General features: G+C 64.0%; 19 protein-coding genes. 6 read left to right on the forward strand and 13 right to left on the reverse strand.

What is annotated here, in order from left to right:
- Positions 1–21: 21 nt before the first annotated feature.
- From ACERHN_RS14360 to ACERHN_RS14380, 5 genes are all read right to left on the reverse strand, one after another.
- A complete protein-coding gene (locus ACERHN_RS14360) occupies positions 22–1074 on the reverse strand; it encodes an ABC transporter ATP-binding protein (protein ID WP_415919705.1) in 1053 nt (350 codons plus the stop codon).
- Between the two features lie 4 nt (positions 1075–1078).
- Entirely contained in the window at positions 1079–2332 is a 1254-nt protein-coding gene (locus ACERHN_RS14365; RefSeq protein WP_415919706.1) for an MGH1-like glycoside hydrolase domain-containing protein, read from the reverse strand.
- An 8-nt stretch (positions 2333–2340) separates the two neighbouring features.
- Positions 2341–3555 (reverse strand): carbohydrate ABC transporter permease, encoded by a 1215-nt coding sequence (locus ACERHN_RS14370; RefSeq protein ID WP_415919707.1) that lies wholly within the window; start codon positions 3553–3555, stop codon positions 2341–2343.
- Between the two features lie 117 nt (positions 3556–3672).
- Complete coding sequence (locus ACERHN_RS14375; RefSeq protein ID WP_415919708.1) at positions 3673–4905, reverse strand: carbohydrate ABC transporter permease; 1233 nt, start codon at positions 4903–4905, stop codon at positions 3673–3675.
- A 63-nt stretch (positions 4906–4968) separates the two neighbouring features.
- Complete coding sequence (locus ACERHN_RS14380; RefSeq protein WP_415919709.1) at positions 4969–6327, reverse strand: ABC transporter substrate-binding protein; 1359 nt, start codon at positions 6325–6327, stop codon at positions 4969–4971.
- Positions 6328–6602: 275 nt separating this feature from the next.
- Here ACERHN_RS14380 and ACERHN_RS14385 point away from each other — a divergent pair, with 275 nt between their 5' ends.
- Positions 6603–7622: a LacI family transcriptional regulator gene (locus tag ACERHN_RS14385; RefSeq protein WP_415919710.1), complete on the forward strand. Its 1020-nt coding sequence runs from the start codon at positions 6603–6605 to the stop codon at positions 7620–7622.
- Here ACERHN_RS14385 and ACERHN_RS14390 read toward each other — a convergent pair.
- Positions 7614–8633 carry a Gfo/Idh/MocA family protein gene (locus ACERHN_RS14390; protein ID WP_415919711.1) on the reverse strand — a complete coding sequence of 340 codons (1020 nt, stop codon included), beginning with the start codon at positions 8631–8633 and terminating at the stop codon, positions 7614–7616. The genes ACERHN_RS14385 and ACERHN_RS14390 overlap by 9 nt on opposite strands.
- Before the next feature lie 82 nt (positions 8634–8715).
- Here ACERHN_RS14390 and ACERHN_RS14395 point away from each other — a divergent pair, with 82 nt between their 5' ends.
- From ACERHN_RS14395 to ACERHN_RS14415, 5 genes are all read left to right on the forward strand, one after another.
- Positions 8716–9018, forward strand: a complete 303-nt coding sequence (locus ACERHN_RS14395) for a putative quinol monooxygenase (protein WP_415919712.1) — start codon at positions 8716–8718, stop codon at positions 9016–9018.
- A gap of 188 nt (positions 9019–9206) precedes the next feature.
- Positions 9207–9983, forward strand: coding sequence for a 3-hydroxybutyrate dehydrogenase (locus ACERHN_RS14400; protein WP_415919713.1), 777 nt, complete (start codon positions 9207–9209; stop codon positions 9981–9983).
- A gap of 11 nt (positions 9984–9994) precedes the next feature.
- Positions 9995–11089: a patatin-like phospholipase family protein gene (locus ACERHN_RS14405; RefSeq protein ID WP_415919714.1), complete on the forward strand. Its 1095-nt coding sequence runs from the start codon at positions 9995–9997 to the stop codon at positions 11087–11089.
- A 4-nt stretch (positions 11090–11093) separates the two neighbouring features.
- Complete coding sequence (locus ACERHN_RS14410; protein WP_415919715.1) at positions 11094–11963, forward strand: cupin domain-containing protein; 870 nt, start codon at positions 11094–11096, stop codon at positions 11961–11963.
- Between the two features lie 5 nt (positions 11964–11968).
- Positions 11969–13183: an MFS transporter gene (locus ACERHN_RS14415; protein WP_415919716.1), complete on the forward strand. Its 1215-nt coding sequence runs from the start codon at positions 11969–11971 to the stop codon at positions 13181–13183.
- Here ACERHN_RS14415 and ACERHN_RS14420 read toward each other — a convergent pair.
- From ACERHN_RS14420 to ACERHN_RS14450, 7 genes are all read right to left on the reverse strand, one after another.
- On the reverse strand, positions 13180–13734 hold the full coding sequence (locus ACERHN_RS14420) for a pyridoxamine 5'-phosphate oxidase family protein (protein WP_415919717.1): 555 nt from the start codon (positions 13732–13734) through the stop codon (positions 13180–13182). The genes ACERHN_RS14415 and ACERHN_RS14420 overlap by 4 nt on opposite strands.
- Complete coding sequence (locus tag ACERHN_RS14425; protein WP_415919718.1) at positions 13727–14767, reverse strand: lipocalin-like domain-containing protein; 1041 nt, start codon at positions 14765–14767, stop codon at positions 13727–13729. The genes ACERHN_RS14420 and ACERHN_RS14425 overlap by 8 nt, the downstream gene beginning before the upstream one ends.
- Positions 14757–17126: an FtsX-like permease family protein gene (locus ACERHN_RS14430; RefSeq protein WP_415919719.1), complete on the reverse strand. Its 2370-nt coding sequence runs from the start codon at positions 17124–17126 to the stop codon at positions 14757–14759. The genes ACERHN_RS14425 and ACERHN_RS14430 overlap by 11 nt, the downstream gene beginning before the upstream one ends.
- Positions 17123–17785, reverse strand: a complete 663-nt coding sequence (locus ACERHN_RS14435) for an ABC transporter ATP-binding protein (protein WP_415919720.1) — start codon at positions 17783–17785, stop codon at positions 17123–17125. Before ACERHN_RS14435 ends, ACERHN_RS14430 begins: the two co-directional genes overlap by 4 nt.
- Positions 17782–19119 carry an ABC1 kinase family protein gene (locus ACERHN_RS14440; RefSeq protein WP_415919721.1) on the reverse strand — a complete coding sequence of 446 codons (1338 nt, stop codon included), beginning with the start codon at positions 19117–19119 and terminating at the stop codon, positions 17782–17784. The genes ACERHN_RS14435 and ACERHN_RS14440 overlap by 4 nt, the downstream gene beginning before the upstream one ends.
- 94 nt (positions 19120–19213) lie before the next feature.
- Positions 19214–19513, reverse strand: a complete 300-nt coding sequence (locus ACERHN_RS14445; protein ID WP_415919722.1) for a PAAR domain-containing protein — start codon at positions 19511–19513, stop codon at positions 19214–19216.
- Positions 19514–19615: 102 nt separating this feature from the next.
- Positions 19616–20569 (reverse strand): formylglycine-generating enzyme family protein, encoded by a 954-nt coding sequence (locus ACERHN_RS14450; RefSeq protein WP_415919723.1) that lies wholly within the window; start codon positions 20567–20569, stop codon positions 19616–19618.
- Positions 20570–20819: the final 250 nt, after the last annotated feature.

Consider the following 20819-nt stretch of genomic DNA (forward strand, 5'->3'; position numbering starts at 1 on the left):
GGCACCCCTGCAAGGGCTGGCTCAGCCCGTGACGGTCACGCCGTCCGCATCGAAAAAGTGCATCTGCTCCGCATCAAAGCTGAGCCCGTGCGTCTCCCCCACGCGCAACGCGGCATCTCCTGAAATCCGCACGTTGATCGGCCCCGCGGCACCACAGTCAAACAGCACAAACGTGTCAGCACCCAGAAACTCCACCACATCGACGGTGCCATCCACCTGACCCGTGCCCGCCGCACCGGCGGTGATGTGTTCGGGGCGAATGCCCATTTGCGTCGCCGCGGTGGCCATCGCATAGACGCCGCCACGGCCACCCGCGACGGTGTACTGTCCCCCGTCGGTGGAACAGGCAAACACGTTCATCTTTGGACTGCCGATGAATTGCGCCACAAAGACGTTTCCGGGGTGGTTATAAAGCTCGCGCGGCGTGCCCACCTGAATGATCCGCCCGGCATCCAGCACCACAATCCGGTCCGCAAGCGTCATCGCCTCGACCTGATCATGGGTGACATAGATCATCGTGGCATCCAGTGTCTTGTGCAGCTTGGAAATCTCGTGCCGCATCTCGACCCGAAGGGCTGCGTCGAGGTTCGACAGTGGTTCGTCGAACAGGAATGCGGTGGGGTCGCGCACGATGGAACGCCCGATGGCCACGCGCTGCCGCTGCCCGCCGGAGAGGTCCTTGGGGCGGCGGTCGAGGTATTGGTCCAGCTTCAGCGTATCCGCCGCGGCATTGACCTTGGTCTCGATTTCCGTGCGGGGTGCGCCCGCCGTCTTGAGCGAAAAGCCCATGTTGTCGCGCACCGACATATGCGGATAGAGCGCATAGGACTGGAACACCATGGACAGGCCACGCTTGCTCGGGGGCTGGTCCGTGACGTCCGTTCCGTCGATATCAAGTGACCCGCGGCTGATATCTTCCAGACCGCCGATCATGCGCAGCAACGTGGACTTGCCACAGCCCGACGGCCCCACGAAGACGACAAATTCACCGTCATGAATGGCCAGGTCCACGCCCTTGATGACTTGCACATCGCCGAACCATTTCTCAACCGCGTTGAGCGTAATCGCACCCATTGGCTTACGCGCCTCCTGCATTCGGAGACGCCCAGCCCAGCCAGACCGCCGCCGTCCATGTGAAAGTGCCCCCGCCGGCCGGTGCCCCGGTCAGCGGGTCAAAATATTCGGCAAAGCCGTGTTCGGCGATCATGTCGCCCGTGAGGGCGCGCAGGTCTTCGCCCAAGGCATAGCCCTGTTCGGTGAGGCCCATGCCGATCATCATGTTCATCATGCCCCAGACAGGCCCGCGCCAATATCGCTTGGCATCGAACCGCGGATCATCAGGGGCCAGAGACGGCACGCCATATTTGGCCATGCCCAGCACGTGCCGCAGCCGGTTGGCCATGTCGGGCCGGTCAATGCCGCCATACCAGCACAGAAAGGACGCATTGCTCAGCGCACCGGCCCAGTCTCCGCTGACCACATCGCGGGAATCGTAGGCGCCGAATGCGTCGTTCCACAGGGTCTCTGCCCCGGCCTCCAGCACGTCGATCCATCCGTGCAACTCGGTCACATCACGGCCCATGTCCGCGCCCATATCCGCCAGGTCACGCGTGGCGCGCAGCAAGATGAACGTCATCGTCGGATCGGCCACACGAAAGGGTGTGTCCCTGAGCAGCGCCGCCTCGTCCCAGCCCGCCCGTGCCCCGCGCTGTACCAGCCAGATGTACCGGTCATAGTCGTACTTGGTGGGTCGCATCGCGCTGTCCACATGGGTGATGTCGCGACGGGTATACGTCCCCACACCGTCCGGCGTGATGGCCGCCATGGCCGTATCCCAGTCCGGCGCATTGTCCCGGCCCGCTTCCCACGGGTGGGTGATGCACACGGCCCCCCGATCCAGCCGCCAATCCATGAACCACCGGTGCCAGGCCACCATCCTGTCATAAAGGGCCGCCATGCGCGGCGCACCGGCCACCGGATCCCTGGCCAGGATCATCCGCGCCATGGTCGCGGCGACCGGCGGTTGGCTGATGCCCGAGGACGGGATCGGCCCCACACCCTGCCAGACATCCGGTCCGGGAAAATACCCGTCATCGACCACGTGGAACAGGATATGCGGCACCATGCCCCCCGCCCACTGCCCGGTGAACAACGTCTCAAGCTCTGTCCATGCGCGATCAATGTCGAACGCCGCAAACCCCATGGCGGCAAAGGCGCTGTCCCAGTTCCACTGGTACGGATAAAGCCCCGCCGTCGGGATCGTGTACCCGCCCCGGTCATTGCGGGCGAGAATGCCGCGGGCCTCTTCGTCGCGGGCGTCGGTTGCCTTCATGTCCAGCATCATCCCTTCACTGACCCGGCGGTCAGCCCCTTGGTCATGAACCGCTCCAGCCCCAGGAACAGGGCCATGATCGGTATGGTGGCAATCACCGCGCCCGCCATCAGGTGCTGGCGCGGAATTTCAGAGGAGTTGAGCATCGCAACCCCCCGCGTGAGCGTGAATTTCGACGGATCGTCCAGCAGCATGAAAGCCAGCAGGAACTCGTTCCAGGCAATCATAAAGACATAGAGCGACACGGACACCATCGCGGGCAGCGACAAGGGCAGGGTGATCTTCACGATCACCTGCAATCGGCTGAGCCCGTCCATCAGGCCCGCCTCCTCGACCTCGACCGGCAGGCCGCGAAAATACCCCTGCAGCATGTAAAGCGCCACGGGGATCGTCGTCACCGGATAGATCAGGATCAGACCAGGAATGGTATTGCGCAGGCCGGTCATCGAAAACGCGATATAGATCGGCAGGGCCAAGACGATCATCGGCACCATGTAGATCAGCAGGATCGAGCGCGAAAACGCCGCCCGCCCCTTGAACCGCAACCGCGCCACCGCATAGGCGCCGGGCACCGAAAAGGCGAGCGTGATCAGCACCGTCAGAACCGACACATAAAAGCTCGTCCAAAGATAGCTGCCAAACCCGAACTGGCCAAAAAGCTCGGTGTAGCTCGAAAACAGCTCCCATCCGCGGTTCAACTCGATCGAAAAGTCCAGCGGATTGCGCAGCAATGCCTGCTGCGACTTCAGGCTCGTCATCACCATCACGTAAAACGGGATCAGCACCAGCGCCGTAAAGACGATGTAGCCAAAGCCTGTCAAAAACCGGATCACGGCATCCTCAAACGCATGTCGCGTCAATGGCCCCGGCTGCGCCTCGATCAACATCACCGTGAGCGGCCAGAGGGTGAACACCCCGAACAAAACAACGGCCGCCACTTGCCACAACATCGGCACCCCGTCCGAAAACAGCATGGGCGACAGCGGCGTAAACAACAGGGCTGCCGCCAAAAGAACGAACCCGCCAATCAACACGCCCCGGTCCCGCACATAAAGTGCGGCCAAACCGCCCCCCAGCCCCAACAAAACGCACCCCAATGTGCCGGGGCGAAACCCCAGCCCCGAAGCAAAGGACAACGTCACCGCCACGGTAACCGCCATGACAAAGGCCCAGAAGACGCCAATCAGACCCGCCGTCACATGTCCTTCACGCAGCAGATGCACGATGATCCTCCTTCATCTCGCCAGAAAAACTCTGGGGTGAGGCCGCAGGCCGAGGGGCAAAGCCCCTGACCCCGCCCGCCGCAGGCGATACGCAAACTCGTTTTGCGGCTCCCGCCCTCACAGCCCTTCCTCCTGGCTGATGTATTTGAAGAAAAACACGCTGAACAAAAGCAGCGTCGCAAAGATCACGACCGCCACAGCCGCCCCCGCGCCGATATTGGAAATCGCAAAGGCCTGCTCATAGACGTTCACGGTCAGCGTCCGCGTGCCCGCATTCCCGCCTGTCAGCAGGAAAATGTCGTCGAACTTGTTGAACGTCCAGATAAAGCGCAGCAGGAATAGCACCGACAGGATGCCCAGCAGCATCGGCAGGCTCAGATACCAGAATTTCTGGAACGGGCTCGCCCCGTCCATATCCGCCGCCTCGTACATATCGGTATCAATCGACTGCATCCGCGCCAGAATGAACAGGAACGACAGCGGGAAATACCGCCAGATCTCGAACACGGTCACCATGATCAGCGCGAGCGGCCGCTGGCCAAAGAAATTGATCGGCGCGTCCGTCACACCCATCTGGATCAGCAGCGCATTGAGCGAGCCCGAAAACGGGTCAAGCAGCGTCACCCAGGTAAAGGCGACCGCGATGATCGGAGAGACATAAGGAAAGAGATACAGACCGCGCAGCACGCCTTTTCCGCGGAACGATTTGTTCAAAAGCATCGCGGCAAAGAGCCCGACAACAAGCGCGCCAATGGTGCCCACAACCGTATAGAATATCGTCGCCCACAGCACGGCCCAAAACTCGTCGCCATCAAAAATGCGGGCAAAGTTCTCAAGCGTGAATTCGGAATTGGTCAGGATGTTGTCGCCCGTCCCGTACCCGGCAGGCTCCGATCCCTCGACCGTCTCTTCGAGCGCGTCGGGATCGCCGTCCAGCGTCACCGGAATGCGCACCCGTTCGTTGAACCCGCCCGGCACATCACCAAAGTCACAGCGCAGCAACGCACCCTTGACCGAACACGCCTCCGGCAACTCCAGAAACGTCACGCCGTCATGCAACGTGTCGGTAAAGCCTAGCCCGGCAATGGCCTTTTGCTGGGACGAATTGCGCACCCGGTACTCAACCACCATCTGGCCTGAGCGTTCGCGCAAGCTTTCGCGGATCACCGGTGCCACGGGGCGTAGGTCCGCAAGGCCAACCGGCTTGAAGCTGATCCAGAAGATCGACAGGAGCGGCAGGACAATCACGAGGCTCACGATCAGGATCGTGGGCAACAGCAGGCTCCAGGCCAGCCGCGCCTCGCGACGCTCCAGCGCGCCACGGGTGGTGGGAGGTGTCGGAACAGTCATGATGGGATCCGAGAGAAGCGGGGGAAAGAGGGCAGCGCCGCCGCCCTCTTGAGGTCGCGCGGTTTAGTTGATCGCGGCCAGTTCAGTGTTCATCGCCGCAATGGCAGCCGCTGCGTCAATCTCATCATCGATGTACTGACGCACGATGCGGTTGATCGCCTGGCTGTTGATCATCTTGGAGGCCAGCGCCAGCTGGTTCTCCTCGACGCCCCAACGCTGCGCGACCTTGAGGCCACCCACAATCTCATCCAGCATTTCCGCGGAATAGAGGTCTTTCATCGGCGCCTTGCGGTCCACACCCACGGGGATTTCAGACCATGCGGCGGAGAATTTCCCGGGCTCATCGGCGGTGCCGGTGCGCACGGGGAATTTGCCCTCGGCGGCGATTGACAGCGTCTGCATATAGCCGTCGTTCATCGAATATTCGACAAAGGCCTGCGCCGTTTCGGTGTCGGCATCATTCGTGATCCCGAAATACCGCACGTCGCCCCACGCCGCGCCGTCGGGGTTCGACGGACCGGCAAAGTTCGTCACGATGCCCGTCGCCGCAGCCAGTTCGCGCGTTGTGGGGTCATCGTTGATTGTGGGCGCGGCACTGTCCCGCAGACCGGCAAGCTCATCGAGGATGAAGGGCGACCAGATGATCATCGCGGCCTGACCTGCGAAATACAGTTCACGCGACTGCTTCCAGAACAGCTCACCCGGGGGCGATGCCTTGGCGATGGCCTTGTAGAAATCGAGCACCTCGGTGGTGGCCTGCACGTCCAGCTCCTGCGCGCCGTCCGGGCCCACAGGGCTCACACCGTTGGCGAGGAACACGTGTTCCAGAACCTGGCTCATGAAGTTTTCATCAACCTTGGTCGCGGCGACAAAGCCGTACATTTCCGGCGGGTTGTGCAGCGCATCAAGCGCGGCCTGAACATTGGCAAATGTGTTGGGCGCGGCCAGACCTTTTTCTTCGAAAAGATCGGCGCGGTAGACGACCATCTGTGTCCAGCCGTCCACCGGTACGGACGCGATATCGCCGTCATATGCGGCCATCGACAGCGGACCGGCGGCAAACGAATCGCGACCAAGGTTGTCGACCACTTCGGTGGCGGCTTCGGTGTCGAGAATGCCGGCTTCGGCCCAGGGCAGGGCATATTGCAGCGAATGATAGATCACATCCGGCAGGTCGCCCGCGGCAAAGGCCGCCGTGGCGCGTGTGCCGAGGTCGGTTTCGGACACCGGGATAACCTCGACCGCATTGCCGGTCGCCTTCTCGAACGCCGCAGCCATTTCTTGCTGCTTTGCGAGCCGCTCGGGCTGTTCCTCGGTGGTCCAGAAGCGGATATTGTCGGCCATGGCGGCTGATGCGGTCAGCACCAGACCAAGCGCCGTGCCCAAAAGCAAACGGCCTGGACGCGTTGTGGTGGATGTCATGAGTCTCTCCTCCCTCATGTAAATTTCTGGATGTCCGGCAGCACCGGGCAGAGCCGGATCTCGAGACACGCCTATCGTGCGTCAAAAAATTGCAACGATGCAACAAAATTCTGAATCATGCGAAAGGGTAATAAAACATAGTATATGTGAATAATCGCTGCGTTGCAGCATGTGCGGCGCTACCGAGATTTGCAACGATGCAGTTGATTCGCGCTTGTGTGGGGCGATGGTGTATGTACCATTCCACCCACGCCCTACGAGGACCTGCCGCGCCCATGGCCAATCAAAGCCGCAAGCCACCCACGCTCAAGACCATCGCCGAGCTGACGGGCCTCAGCCTGTCGACGGTGTCGCTGTCGTTGCGGGATGGCAGCCGCCTCAAGAAGGAGACGCGGGACAAGATCGCGCGCGCCGCCGCCGAAGTCGGATATGTACCGAACCGGGCCGGCGTGCGCCTGCGCACGGGGCAGACAAATGTCCTGACACTTATCCAGTCACCGGCCAAGAACACGATCGACTATACCCGCCAGATGATCGAAGGGATCGGTGCGCATCTGTCGCAAACGCGGTTCCACCTCAACGTCATTCCTGAACTTGATCCAGACGACCCCGATGCCTCCGTGCGTTACGTGTTGCAGAACCGGACGGCGGACGGGCTGATCCTGACGCACACCACCGCGCGTGATCCGCGCGTGCAGTTGCTGACGGATGCGGGGTTTCCATTCGTGTGCCACGGACGGACCGAGTTCTACACGCCGCACGCCTACCATGATTTCCACGTCGAACGGTTTGTGGAACTGGCGGTGCGGCGTCTGCACGCCAAGGGGCGCACGCGGTTCCTTCTGGTGGCCGAGGATGACGGGACGACCAACTTTGCCAAGATATCGGGCGGGTTTCACCGGGCGCTGGCGGAATGCGGTGCTGTGGGTGAGGTCGCGACCGACACCGGCATTCTCGTCTCACCCGACACGGCGCGCACCTTTGGCCAGAGCCTCGCGGGGCGCAGCACCCGGTTCGACGCCATCATCAGCAACAATGAACTCGCGACACTCGCCCTGATGGGTGGGATGGCGGACGAAGGATTGCGGCTGGGGCGGGATTACGAACTGGTGTGTCGTCAGACGACCGACATCTTGCCACTCCTCTATCCGCAGATTGACACGGTGGCAGAGGATCTGGTGGCGACGGGCCGCGAACTGGCGCGGCTGCTGATCGAACGCGTGGGCGGGCAGGCCATTGAGACGTTGCAAACGCTGCACGAACCCCGGCCCATGTGGCGCAGCGGATCAGTCTGAGCCAAGCGCAACCCGTCGTCCGTCCGCGGCAGAGGCATAGATCGCATCCTTGATCGCAATCACGGACAGGTAGTCGGCGGCCCCGTTTTCGACCGGACCCTCACCGCGCATCGCCGCCACCACATGGCTGTTGAGCGCGTGAACGCAGTCGCCGCCAAATCCGTCCCAGGTGTCGGGTCCCAGGACCTCGACCACGTCGCCGGACCCAAAGGCGCGCCGGGTGACGCGTCCGTCACCGGTCAGGTTCAGCGTCCCAGCGGTCCCTTCGATCAACGCCTCGCCCATGGTGCGCCGGGTGTTGTCCGCGGCGTGATCCAGCAGGCGGTTGCCGTCAAAGAGCGCGCGCACACCAGAGCCATGGTCAAAGATCACATGGCCTGCATCCTCGCCCGCGATCACCGGATTGATGCGGCGCAGATCGGCATAGACGCTGTTCACCGGGCCGAAAAGGTATTGGAACGTGTCCACCCAATGCACCGCCGTCTCGTGGATCAGGAAACGCGGCATCTCCTGAAAGTAGGGCTGTCGGTCGAGATACGCGCGCGGACCCTGCCCATCTCCGGGACGCAGCCGGAATGTGGCATTCAGAACGGTGCCGATGGCGCCGGCGTCCATGTCCGCCTTGATCGCGCGATACCACGGCTGGAACCGGAAATTCTCATGGATGATCAGGGTGGCACCCAAGGCTTGCGCCTCTGCTGCGATCTGGCGCGCTTCATCGATGTCCTGGCAGAACGGCTTTTGGCAGATGATCCACTTGAGACCCGCCGCGAGCGCCGCGCGCACCGTTTCGGCGTGGGCAGGCGGGGGCAGGATGATGTCGAGAAGGTCGGGGCTCGTGTCGTTCAACATCGTGTCCAGATCCCCAAACGCGGGCGCACCGGTGGCCGCTGCGCGGTCCCTGTCACGGTCACACGCGCCCACAACCGCGACCCCGTCCATGCGCGCCCAGCTGCCAAAGTGAAACTGGCTGAAATAGCCTGCGCCGACGCAGGCAACGCGGATGGTCATGACGAAGTCCAATTCATGGATTGAGGTGCCGTTGGTCTTCTATACGGTGACGCAAGGCAGAGCGCAAAAGGGGCGAAGGCGAATGGCATATGTTGTGACGGTGACCTTTGGGATCAAACCGGGGCAGATGGCGGCGTTCATGCCATTGATGCGCGACAATGCCGACACGTCGCGCGCGGACGAGCCGGGGTGCCTGCAATTCGATGTCTGCACCGACGCCGCGCAGCCGGACGCCGTGTTTCTCTATGAGGTGTATACCGACCGCGCGGCGTTCGATGCGCATTTGCAGGCGCGGCATTTTCTGACCTTTGACGCAGCCGTCGCGGACATGATCGCCACAAAAGCCGTCGTCACCTTCGACACGCTGCACGGCGCGCATCTGTAACAATCCAGGCCTGCGCCTTCGTTTATCGGAGGTTTTTTGCCCAACGCGGGCGAAAACGCTGAAACATGTGCCTGCAATTCTCACGCACAGGCGATTTGCGGCAGTGCAGCATTGTGACTGTGACGCGCAGCGACTAGGTCTTGGTGCATGCGGCGCAAGACGTCGCGGTCAAGACACGAGGGCACATCATGACACGCACCGCCATTATCACCGGCTCCACCAGCGGCATCGGGCTGGGCATTGCAGAGGCCTATGCCGCCGAAGGGTTCAACGTGATGCTCAACGGTTTCGGTGACGCAGCCGAGATCGAAGAGACGCGCGCCGCACTGGACGCCAAGGCGGCAGGCACCGTGTCCTACAACGGGGCAGACATGACCAAGCCCGATCAGATTGCCGACATGGTGGCGCAGACCGAAGCGGACATGGGCGGCGTCGATGTGCTCGTGAACAACGCGGGTATCCAGTACGTTTCGGCGATCGAGGAATTCCCGATCGAGAAATGGGATGCGATCATCGCCATCAACCTCAGTTCGTCCTTTCACACAATCCGCGCCGCGCTGCCGGGTATGAAGGACCGTGGCTTTGGCCGGATCATCAACGTGGCGTCTGCCCATGGCCTCGTCGCGTCGCCCTTCAAATCGGCCTATGTCGCGGCCAAGCACGGGGTGGTCGGCCTGACCAAGACCATCGCGCTTGAGGCGGCACAACATGGCGTAACCGTGAACGCGGTCTGCCCCGGTTACGTGCTGACCCCGCTGGTCGAAGGGCAGATCCCCGACACCGCCAAGGCACGCGGGATCACCGAAGAAGAGGTGAAACGTGACGTGCTCCTGGCCGCACAGCCGACCAAGGAATTTGTGACGACAGAACAGCTGGGCGCGCTCTGCGTCTTTCTGGCAAGCGACGCTGCGGCGTCGATCACCGGCACGGCCATGCCCGTCGATGGCGGCTGGACCGCGCAATAGGAGACGTTCCGATGTCCAAGGCAGAAGGCCGTGGCAAGCGCCACGAAAAATCAGTGAACCTCGCCCTGCAGGGCGGCGGCTCGCACGGGGCCTTCACCTGGGGCGTGCTGGACCGCATGTTCGAAGAAGACCGGCTGTGGATCGAAGCGATCAGCGGCACCTCCGCGGGTGCCATGAACGCGGTGGTCGCGACCCAAGGCATGTATGATGGCGGCGCCGCCGGCGCGCGGCTGGCGCTTGAGGAATTCTGGCGTGCGGTCAGCGTGGCAGGGCAGGCGAGCCCGATCAAACGCACCCCCTTTGACATGTGGGCGGGGTCCTGGTCGCTCGATGCGTCCCCGGCCTACCTGATGTCCGACCTGCTCAGCCGCATGGCGTCGCCCTATGACCTGAACCCGCTGGGCTTCAACCCGCTGCGCGACGTGGTCAGGGAGTTCATTGATTTCGACAAGGTCGCGGGATGCAGCGACATGGGCCTCTACATCTCCGCCACCAACGTGGAGACGGGCCGCGCCCGGGTGTTCCACCGCGAAGAGGTGACGCTTGACGTCGTGATGGCGTCAGCCTGTCTGCCCACGCTGTTCAAGGCGGTCGAGATCGACGGCGTGCCGTATTGGGATGGCGGGTTCATGGGCAACCCGGTCCTGTTCCCCTTCATCGACCACTCTCCCTCCGCCGACATCGTGATCGTGCAGATCAACCCGCTCAAACGCGAGGGCACCCCGCGGCGTGCCCGTGACATCCAGAACCGGGTGAACGAAATCACCTTCAACGGCTCGCTCTTGCGCGATTTGCGCACCATCGACCTGATCCACCGCCTTATCGAGGAAGGCGCGCTGTCGGATGAGGAATACCGGGTCATGAACCTGCACATGATTGATGGATGTGACGACATGCTGGCGCTGGATGCGTCGTCCAAGCTGAATTCGGAATGGGCGTTTCTCGAACATCTCCGAAACCTCGGGCGTGACCATGCCGATCGCTGGCTGAGCGCCAATTTTGACAAGATCGAAACCGAAAGCACGCTGGATCTGCGTGCGATGTTTGATGACTTCGGCGCGCCCCAAGGGGCCAACGCCGTGGAGTTGAAATCCAGAAAGGGATGATCCCATGAAAATTCGGACCGCAATCCTCGGGCTCGCGATCGCGGCGCTCGGCACGACCTCTTTTGCCTTTGACCTGAGCGACGTGAAGACCCGCGTGCTGAATGGTCTCGAAGGGCCATCAGGCGCGCGCAACATCTCCAACGTGGCGATTGCCAATGCGCCGCTGGCGGACGAAGGGCTGGGCCAGATTGCCGGATACAACCTGCGCACGCGGTCATGGACGATTTCCGGCGATGGCGGCATTGTCCCGATCCACAGCCACGCCGACCGCCCGGCCATCGTGTTCACGCTGAGCGGTGAGATTTACGAATATCGCAGCGATGTCGAAAACCGGCTGCTGCACAGCGCCGGTGGCCTGTCGCTCGAAGAAGGCGACGTCACGCATTGGTGGCTGAACGAAGGGCCCGAAGACGTGCGGCTGATTGCGTTTGACGTGTTCAAGGCAGGCGACGCCGGAGATGTGGAAGAGACACCGGCGCAGCAACCCTTCGACATGCCAGCGCAGTCGGGCGCAGTTCTTGAGCTGCTCGGTCTCGTCGATATCGAAGCGCATTATGACGGGGCAAAGGGGCAGGGGCTCGCCCTGTCGACCTACCGCGCGGTGATTGAACCGGGCGGCGTGCTGCCGGGGTTCACCGCAGCGGGCGAGCCGTTGCAGGTCTGGGTCTGGCAGGGGGCCGTGCGCGAACACCGGTCGGATACAGACGGACCCGTGGTCCTTGCCGCCGAAGAGGGCGCACATCTGGGCGGCGGCGCGCAGGCCTATTGGGAAAACACCGGCGACACGCCCGCGACGCTGTTCTTTGGCGTGGTTGAGCCGCTGGCCGAGACGGCAGGCGTGCCGCAGACGGGCGTTCAGGCCCACGGAGACTGAACACGATGTCGACCGCCGCCCAGATGACCGGAATGGCCCCCGCCCTGGCCGACAAATCGCCGGAGGATCGCCGCATGGTGATCCGCCGGTCGAGCATGATCGCGCTGATTGCGTTCCTGACGCTGATTGATCTTTTCGGCTCTCAGGCCCTGTTGCCGACACTGGTCGAAAGCTATGGGGTCACACCGGCGGCGATGGGGTTTGCCGTCAATGCATCCACCATCGGAATGGCATTTGCGAGCCTGTTCGTTGCACTCTTTGCCCGTCGGATCGACCGCAAGCGTGGCATCTGGATGTGCCTTGCGCTGCTGAGTGTTCCAACGATCCTTCTGGCGCATACGGATGACCTGACAACCTTCACGCTGTTGCGCGTGGCCCAGGGTGTGTGCATGTCCGCGGCCTTCACCCTGACCCTGACCTACCTGAGCGAGGAATGCAGCGTCACGGCCGTGGGCGGGGCCATGGCGGCCTACATCACGGGCAATGTGGCCTCGAACCTCTTTGGGCGCTTGCTGGCGTCGGAACTTGCGGGCAACCTTGGCCTCGCAGAGAGCTTTTATGGCTTTGCCGCGCTCAACCTTGCGGGTGCTCTGGCGGCATATCTCTACATCGGCGCGCGCGACAGCCACGGGCACGTGCCGGAGGATGCGGGTTCGGTTGTCGACGCGTGGAAGGACCACCTGACCAACCCGCGCCTTGTTGCGATGGTGGGGATCGGGTTCATCCTGCTCTTTGTTTTTGTGGCGACGTTTACCTATGCCAATTTCATCCTGAGCCAGGCGCCGTTCGCGTTGCCGCAAACGATGATCGGCCTTGTGTATTTCGTCTTTGCCCCTGCGATCCTGACAACCCCGCTGGCGGCGGCCAGCGTGCAGCGTTTTGGGGCGCGGCGCAGTTTTCACGGTGCGATCGTTGCGTCGCTGGCGGGGCTTGCGCTGCTGCTGACCAGCCATCTGGTCCTGTTTCTGGCGGGGCTTGCGCTCGTGGGGGCGGGGCTGTTTTTCGCGCAATCCGTGGCCACGGGATATGTGGGCCGCACCGCGACGCATGACCATGCCGCGGCCAACGGGCTCTACCTTGCCAGCTACTATGTTGGGGGCATATCGGGTGCGTTTGTCATCGGGCGCGTGTTTGAGGCCGCGGGCTGGAACATCGCCGTTCTGACGCTTCTGGGCCTGACGATGCTGGCGTGGGCGCTGTCACTGCGGATGCAGCGCTAGGGCGCCAGCCATTGCCCGGCCCACCCATCGGCGCGCACATAGCCCGCCCGCCGGTGGACCGTGTCCAAATGCACCAGGTCGATATGCGTGGCCCGGCAGGTCAGCACGGCAAAGCGGTCCGGGTTCGGCGGTTTTTCATAGGCATGCACGGACGGGATCGCCGCGCCGGGATGCGGTTCGGTGCCGTAGGACACGCGCGAGGCGGGCGGCACCTTGGCCCAGGCGTCGGCCACAGCGTCTCCGGTTGCAATCTCCACCTCCGTTGTCACGCGGATCTGCAGATTGGCGCGCGGCAGCCACACGTGGAACGCGGCGATGGGTGTTGCTCGCAGGGCGGCAATCTTGGGCGTGACGATGTCCGTCTGCACCTCCAGCACGGCCTGCGCCGCATCCGCACGTCGCAAGGCAACGGTGCGCGCCTCGGGCACGCCATCCGGTGACACGGTGGCAAAGACCGGATAGCGCGCGGGTGATTTTGCATCTGCCGCCCCGCGGCGCAGATGCTGCCATGCCTGCGCCAGAAACGCACTCAGATCGCCCGGATCACTCATATCCCGTCATCTCCAGATATCCCACGCCGCCACGCGATCCTTTCACCGTCACCGGCCCTTCCCAATAAGGGATCGACAGGTCCATCCAGGCCTGCGGGTTCAGTGCGGCGACCGTCACGTCCACATCACGTTCGGGCACCGTAACGCGCCAGCGCACGGGCACGCCCCGCCCGGCAACCTGCGCGGTGTCCAGTGGTTCAGCCCGGAACACACCCGGCGACAGCGCCTCGGTCGTGCCATCCGCTGCGATCCACGTGCCCGCGCTGAACCCGCCGCCATCCACATTGCGCAGCTGAAACCCCATCAGCTTGTCGCCGCCCTCAAAGCTGAGCGAGAACCAGTCCCAGCCGGCCTGCCGCCCCGACAGCGGCTGCGACGACCATTCCCGGTCGAGCCATGCATTTCCCGTCACCGCAATTGGGCCATCCGGCAACATGAGCGTGCCGCTGATGTCGTAAAACGGCTGTGAGTAATAGTAGCTGGCCTGCCCCTCTTCGGATTTGACCGAATACCCGTCCTGCCCGTGAAAAATCAGCGGTCCGCGCGCCCGCAATGCCATGTTATAGCTGAAATCCGGCCCGGCCGCGCGCATGTCGAGCGTGTCGAAATCCGGCCCTTCCAGCGCCCATTCGTCGATCCACGCGCGAAACGGATCGGCCACGACCCCGGCGGTTCCGACACCGCCGCGCGCAAACCGTTCGGTGGCGAAATGCGCGTCCGGCGTGGTGATGGCGGCATGGGCGAACCAGACCTGCGGCGACTGCCAGCCGTCCCGTTCACCGGGCGCAAGGGCCGTGCGAAAGAGCGTCCATTGCAGCCCATAGGCCGTGCCGTCCGGCCCGGACAGGTTCGCCGTCAGATACCACCATTCAATCCTGTAATCCGGATGCGCGCCGTGATCTGCGGGAAACTCAAAGTGCCGCCCCGGCGCGGGCACGTCGAAATCCTCTGCCGTGGTGCCAAGCCCCGCGAACCCTTGCGCAAATGCCGCGAGGGGGACGCACAGGGCGATGATCAGGGCCTTAACGTTCATGGGCAAACACCTGTAACAGACGGGTGGGGTGGGTGCGCATCAACCGCCACGCAGGCCAAAGTGCCGCAAGAACGGCGGCGACAATGGCCGCCAGTCCCAGCACGGCATAATCACCGGGAAATAGGAACATCGGCAACCGCCAGCCAAACGCATCCACGTTGACCCGCGCCAGCAAAACCCAGGCAAGGCCGAGGCCCACGGGCACGGCCACGACGCTGACGAGCGCGGCGAATGTGCCTGCGCGGGCCAGCTCCAGCCGTCCCAACTGTGCCCGCGTCAACCCGAGGGCCCAGACCGGAGCCAGTTGCGGCAGACGTTGGTCGGCAAGGGTCAAAAGGCTCATCAACATGGCAAACCCGGCCACCGCCATCGTCAGGATGTTGAGCGCTGCGGTCACGGTAAATGTCCGCTCGAACACCTGCAGGGAAAAGGATTTGAGCGCCGCCTGATCGATCATCGCGCTGTCGGGAACGCCGGCCTCCTTGAGCGTCGCGCGCAAGGCGGCTGCATCATCGGTGCGCAGGCCGAATTGCTGCGCGGTGACATCCGGGTGCAGCGATCGAAACAGCGCTTCGCCCAGGATGACTTGCCCGCTTGGATTGCCGTAATCGCCGACCACGGCGGCGATGGGCAAGGGCTGGCCAACATCCACCATATCGCCGACCCAAAGACCGGCGCGGCGCGCGAACTGTTCGTTCGTGACCACCGCCTGACCCGACTCTACTGCGTCCCACGCGCCGGGTGCGGCGTCCAGAAACACCCAGTTCTCGCGGTAGGTCGGACCCACGCGCACGCCATAGAGCTGGATCGGCAGGCCAGCGGCCTGCGCATCAATCGTCAAAAGCGGCAGGACGCCATCCGCCGCCTGTTCCATCACAGGCACGATTGGTGCCGCTTGGGCCGGGCTGTCCAGTCGGACAAACAGCTCCGGCGCCAATCGCTGGTCCAGAAAGGCGACAAAGGTCAGCCGGAAACTCGACACCATCGTGGACACCCCGATATTGGCAGACACCGCCAGCAAAAGCGCCATGAGCGCGAGGCTCAGTCCCGGCAGTTGCTGACGTGTGTCGGCCCAGAACCACTGTGCAACGGGACCGCGCGCGCGGCCCTCGGCCCATGCCGTTGCGGGCCGGATCAGCAAGGGCAGCAACAAAGCGGCGGCGATGAGGAAACAGCCCAGCAGCGCAAAGGACGCGGTCAACCCGTGGCCAAAGAGGGCCAGCGCAATCGCGGCAACGGCAAGCCCCGCTGCCGCGGCCCCTTGCCACCACGCTGCCCGGGCGGATGCCATGAACCACGCCCGCGGTCGCGCGCTCGCCAGGATCGGCATGCGTGCAATCTGCCACAGCCGTCCGCTTGCGGCGACCGCGCTGCCCAGCAGCGCGATGGCGAGGCCAGAGGCCCACCATTCGGCCCGAAACCGCAGCGCGCCCGACACCTCCGCCCCGTAGAGCCCGCGCAGTGTCACCGCCACATCCGGCAGCAACAGCGCCGCCATCACATATCCCAGAACAATGCCCAGACCCGCGCCCACCAGTGCCAGCAACAGCACTTCGGCCGCCATCAGGCTGATCAGCATGCGCAGCGGCACGCCGATGGCGCGCAAGGTGCGCACAAGCCCGCGCCGCTGTTCAAAGGCAAGACCGATGGTGCTGTGCACGATGAACAGACCGACGGCAAAGCTGAGCAAACCGAACGCGGTCAGGTTCAGGTGGAAACTGTCGGTCAACTCGCCCACATCCGCGCTCTGGATCGAAGGTTGCGCACGCAGATCGGGCGTGACCTCTGCCAGCGCGGGCCGGGCCATCGGCTGTTCCGGCAGGATCAAGAGGCGCGACAGGTCCGCGCGCCCCAGGAGCCGTTGCACCACACCCACATCCCCGATGGCGATGCCGGGGGCCGCATCCGCGGTCACAATCACGTCGAGCGTGTCCGGCAACCGCGCGGCCGTCTCTGCCGTGGCAAAAAGCTGGCCCGGTCCGATGAACGCGCCCATCTCGCCGCCCGCCGACACTCGTCCAAAGTCAAAGCGACCGGGCGAGGACAACGGATCGAGGCCCAGCAACCGCACGCCGTCCACGCGCCCTTCGATCACCGGCGACACCCGCCAACCGGCCAGCCGCAGGGCAACATAATCTGCCTGTGAAATCCGGTCGCCGGACCGTGGCACGATCTGGTCAAACTGGCCTTCGCCCAGTGTGGCCGCCGCCGCGTCATAGCTGGCACGCGCCTCTGCATTGATGGCCTGAACACCCGACCAGAGCCCGGTGGCCAACGCCAGCCCCGCCAAAAACGCAAAAAGCTGCAGCGGATGCCGTCGCCAATGGGACAGCAACGCGCGCAGCGCCGTCCGCCTCATTGCAGCTGCCCGTGCTGAAGATGGGCGCGGCGGCCCATCTGTGCGGCAAGTGCGGCCGAATGCGTCACGAGGAGCAATCCGGCCCCCGCCTCTGACACAAGGGCCAGCATCTGCGCCATCACCGCGTCCGCGGTTGCCTCGTCGAGATTGCCGGTCGGCTCATCCGCCAGCAGCAGGCGCGGGCGCGCGGCAAGGGCGCGGGCGATCGCCACTCGTTGCTGCTGCCCTCCGGAGAGCGCTTCGGGATACTTGCGCAGGTGATCGCCAAGGCCAAGCCGGTCGGCCAGTTGCGCGGCGTGATCCGCATCGTACCGCGCGGCAAGCCGCGCCTGAAACGCGATGTTGTCAGCCACGGTGAGCGAGGGGATCAGGTTGAACTGCTGAAAGATGACCGAGACGTCCGTGCGGCGCAGTTCGGCCCGCGCGGTGTCGCGCAGGTCCGTGATGTCCTGCCCGCCGATCCGCACCGCACCGCTGTCGGCGGTGTCGAGCCCGGCGGCCAGATGCAAAAGCGTGCTCTTGCCACTGCCGGATTCGCCGGTCAGCGCCAGTGTCTCGCCCGCCTGCATGGACAGGTCGATGCCACGCAGCACCGGCACGGGCCCGTCGCTGCCGGGAAAGGATTTCCGGACCTGCTCAAGGTGTAACAGGGCGGTCATGCGGCTTGGGAACTTTGCAGATAGGGCGCGAGCAGTGCGCGCGTGGGCAACCGCGCGCCCAACCGGGACGCCAGCAGGAACATGCCCGCCACCTTGCGCTGCACAAACAGCAGATCAAGCGGCACGGGGTCTTCGGGCACAAAGCCTGCGCGTGCGAGCGCCTCACCTTCTGCCTGCAGGCGCGCCGACAGGTCCGACGTCCCCAGATCCAGCACATCCGTCCCGCGCAGCGCGTCAAAAACCATCTGAACCATGCCAAGGATCCGGTCTTTGTGATGGTGGGCCGTGCGGTGCGGCACAAGGCCCATCGCGTCCAGCTGATCCGCGACGACCGACATGTCGCCCGCCATCCCGGCCGCGACTAGGGCACGGCAATCGGCAGCCAGCGCAGGTGGCAGATGCCGCGTCGCGCCGAAATCCAACAGGACAATGCGCCCGTCCGCGATGCGGTAGTTGGCGAAATTCGGATCCGTCTGCATGACGCCAAAATCGAACAATTCCCGCAGCATCAAGGCAAAGAGCCGGGTGATCGCCGCGTCCCGCTCCTGCGGCGTGGCCTGTTCCAGCGTTTCGATGGGGGCGGACGGCACAAATGTCATGGCCAACACCGTGTCAGAGCTCAGCGGGGCGTGGAATGTGGGCAGGATGAAACCCTGCGTTCCCTCCAACAGCTCTGCAAAGCGCATCAGATGGGCCGCTTCGGCGGCATAATCCGCCTCTTCATGCAACTGCGCACGCGCCTCATCCAGATAGGGGCCAAGGTCGAACCCCTTGGGCAACAACCCCGATAACCGCAACAAACGGCCAAGGTTGGCCACGTCACTGTCGATGCTGCGGCGGATGCCGGGATATTGCACCTTGATCGCCAGATGCGTGCCGTCACGCAGCCACGCCTGATGCACCTGCCCGATAGAGGCCGCCGCAACAGGGCGCACGTCGAACCGCTTGAACTGGCGATGCCAGCCGGTGCCCCACGCCTGATCCAGCACTTGGCGCACCTGTTTCGGCGGCATGAAATCGGCATCGGCCCGCAACCGGGCCAGGATATCCGTCAACTCGGGCGGCAGGGTGTCGCCGCTGTCCATCGACATCAGCTGGCCCATCTTCATCGCCGCGCCGCGCATCTGCGCCAGCGTATCCGCCACGCGGCGGAGGTTTGCGGGCGTCAACAGCAGGTCGCGCGCCTGCGGCTTTTGCCCGGCGGACAGGCTGCGCACGCCGCCCATGGCCATGTTGCCTGCAACACCTGCGGCCATGGCACCCATGCGGCCTGCGCGGGCCAGCCGAGATTGCGGGACCGCAGCCGGTCGGGATGGGGAAAGATCGTCGGTCATGTCATGCGCCTTGGCCTGTTACGCCAGACCTATTGTGCGCCGCGCTGAAATCAATTGAACGCGCCGTGATGCCGCGCCCGCACCGCGGGTGGGATCAACCGCCGATAAAGACGTTGCCCGACCCGGCCGAGGCGGAGCCGCCACAGTTGATCGCGTCGCCCACGCGTCCCGCCGGTTTTCCGTTGATGTATACGGTGCCAGACCCACCCGACAGGGCACGGCCATGGGGCGGCGCGGGGCAGGCCGGGCAGGCATGCGGCAGATACGCATCGCCCTTGCGCACGGCAGGGATCATGTTGGTAAACACATCGCCCGAACCGGCAATGGCCGGTGTCGGTGGGAAATGGCACCCGTGTCCGGAACCGATATCGCCGACGCGTGTCGCTTTGGGCATGTCAAACCACCTCACTCTGCTTGCGCCAGCCTAGCGTGTCCCGCACGTGCTGTCCAATTTCCCCGTACCATCTGCGCGCCCCTTGGTTCAGCCGGTGGCGCGTCACGGGTCTGACCAAACCACCCGGAACCCCTGATGCGGCGACGCACTGTCCGGTGATGTGCCGGAGCGCGCCGCGATCCTGTAGCGATAACAATAGGATGCGTGGCACAGAAACGATCCGCCCTTGGTCAGCCTGTAGCCTTGCATTCCGGCAAGCCGCGCCTTGACCTCTTTCTTCAACGACGCGATGCGGTAGCGGTCGGCGGTCCATTCCCACACATTGCCCACCATGTTGAAGAGGCCAAACCCGTTGGGCGCAAAGCTCTGCGCCGGGGCCGTGGTCAGGTGCCCGTCGCCCCCGGTGTTGTCCTGGGGAAATACGCCCTGCCAGATGTTGCAGGGGAAATGGTCCGTGTCGTTCGGTTCTGCATCGCCCCAGGGGAAACGCACATCGCCAAGGCCGCCGCGCGCGGCATGTTCCCATTCGGCCTCGGTCGGCAGACGCCCACCGGCCCAGTCCGCATATGCGCGCGCATCGTTCCACGACACCTGCACGACCGGATGCTCCGCGTGCCATGTGGTATCTGCGGTGCCAGGGCCATTGATGTCGCGCCAGTTCGCTCCATCGACCTGCCGCCACCATTCCGCGCCGGGCAGGGCCTGCGTCGGGCCAACGGCGTCCGGGACATGCGCCCAGAACACAAAAGACCAGCCGAACCGGTCTGCCTCGGTGACATATCCGGTTGCGTCCACAAATGCGGCGAACGCGGCATTGGTCACTGCGGTGCGTCCGATGCGAAACGGTTTGACCTTGACGCGCCGCTGGGGCGCTTCGCCGTCATTCGGGATCAGGGGCGTGTCCACACCGACCAGCGCCCGCCCGCCGGGAATCGACGCGGCCTCTGCTCGCAACCGCTCCGACCACGCGGGATCGGTGGCGACTTGCGTTCGCGTCTTGGGCGTTTCGCCGCGCGGCGGGGTGCAGCACGGCTGTTTGATTTCCGTTTGTGTCATTGCCAGTGATGTACGCCTTCCGGCGCGGCGGGTCACGCCAAGTTTGCCGCATTCTGCCGAAGCTGTGGCGACGCGCGGGCGTCGAGACTTGAGGGCAGCTTGGCAACGGCAGGGTTAAGTAGGGGCCTTAATCAATGATGCGGGCGGGGAGACTCGAACGCTCGCATGCAGCGTAGCGGCGGAGCCGATGCGCTTACGTCGAGATCCTTGGGTGGCCAGACAGCGGAAGGAGAAGGTCGGGAAGTGCTGC

Origin of the sequence: Tateyamaria rhodophyticola (assembly GCF_047777875.1) — a bacterium.
Lineage (GTDB): Bacteria > Pseudomonadota > Alphaproteobacteria > Rhodobacterales > Rhodobacteraceae > Tateyamaria.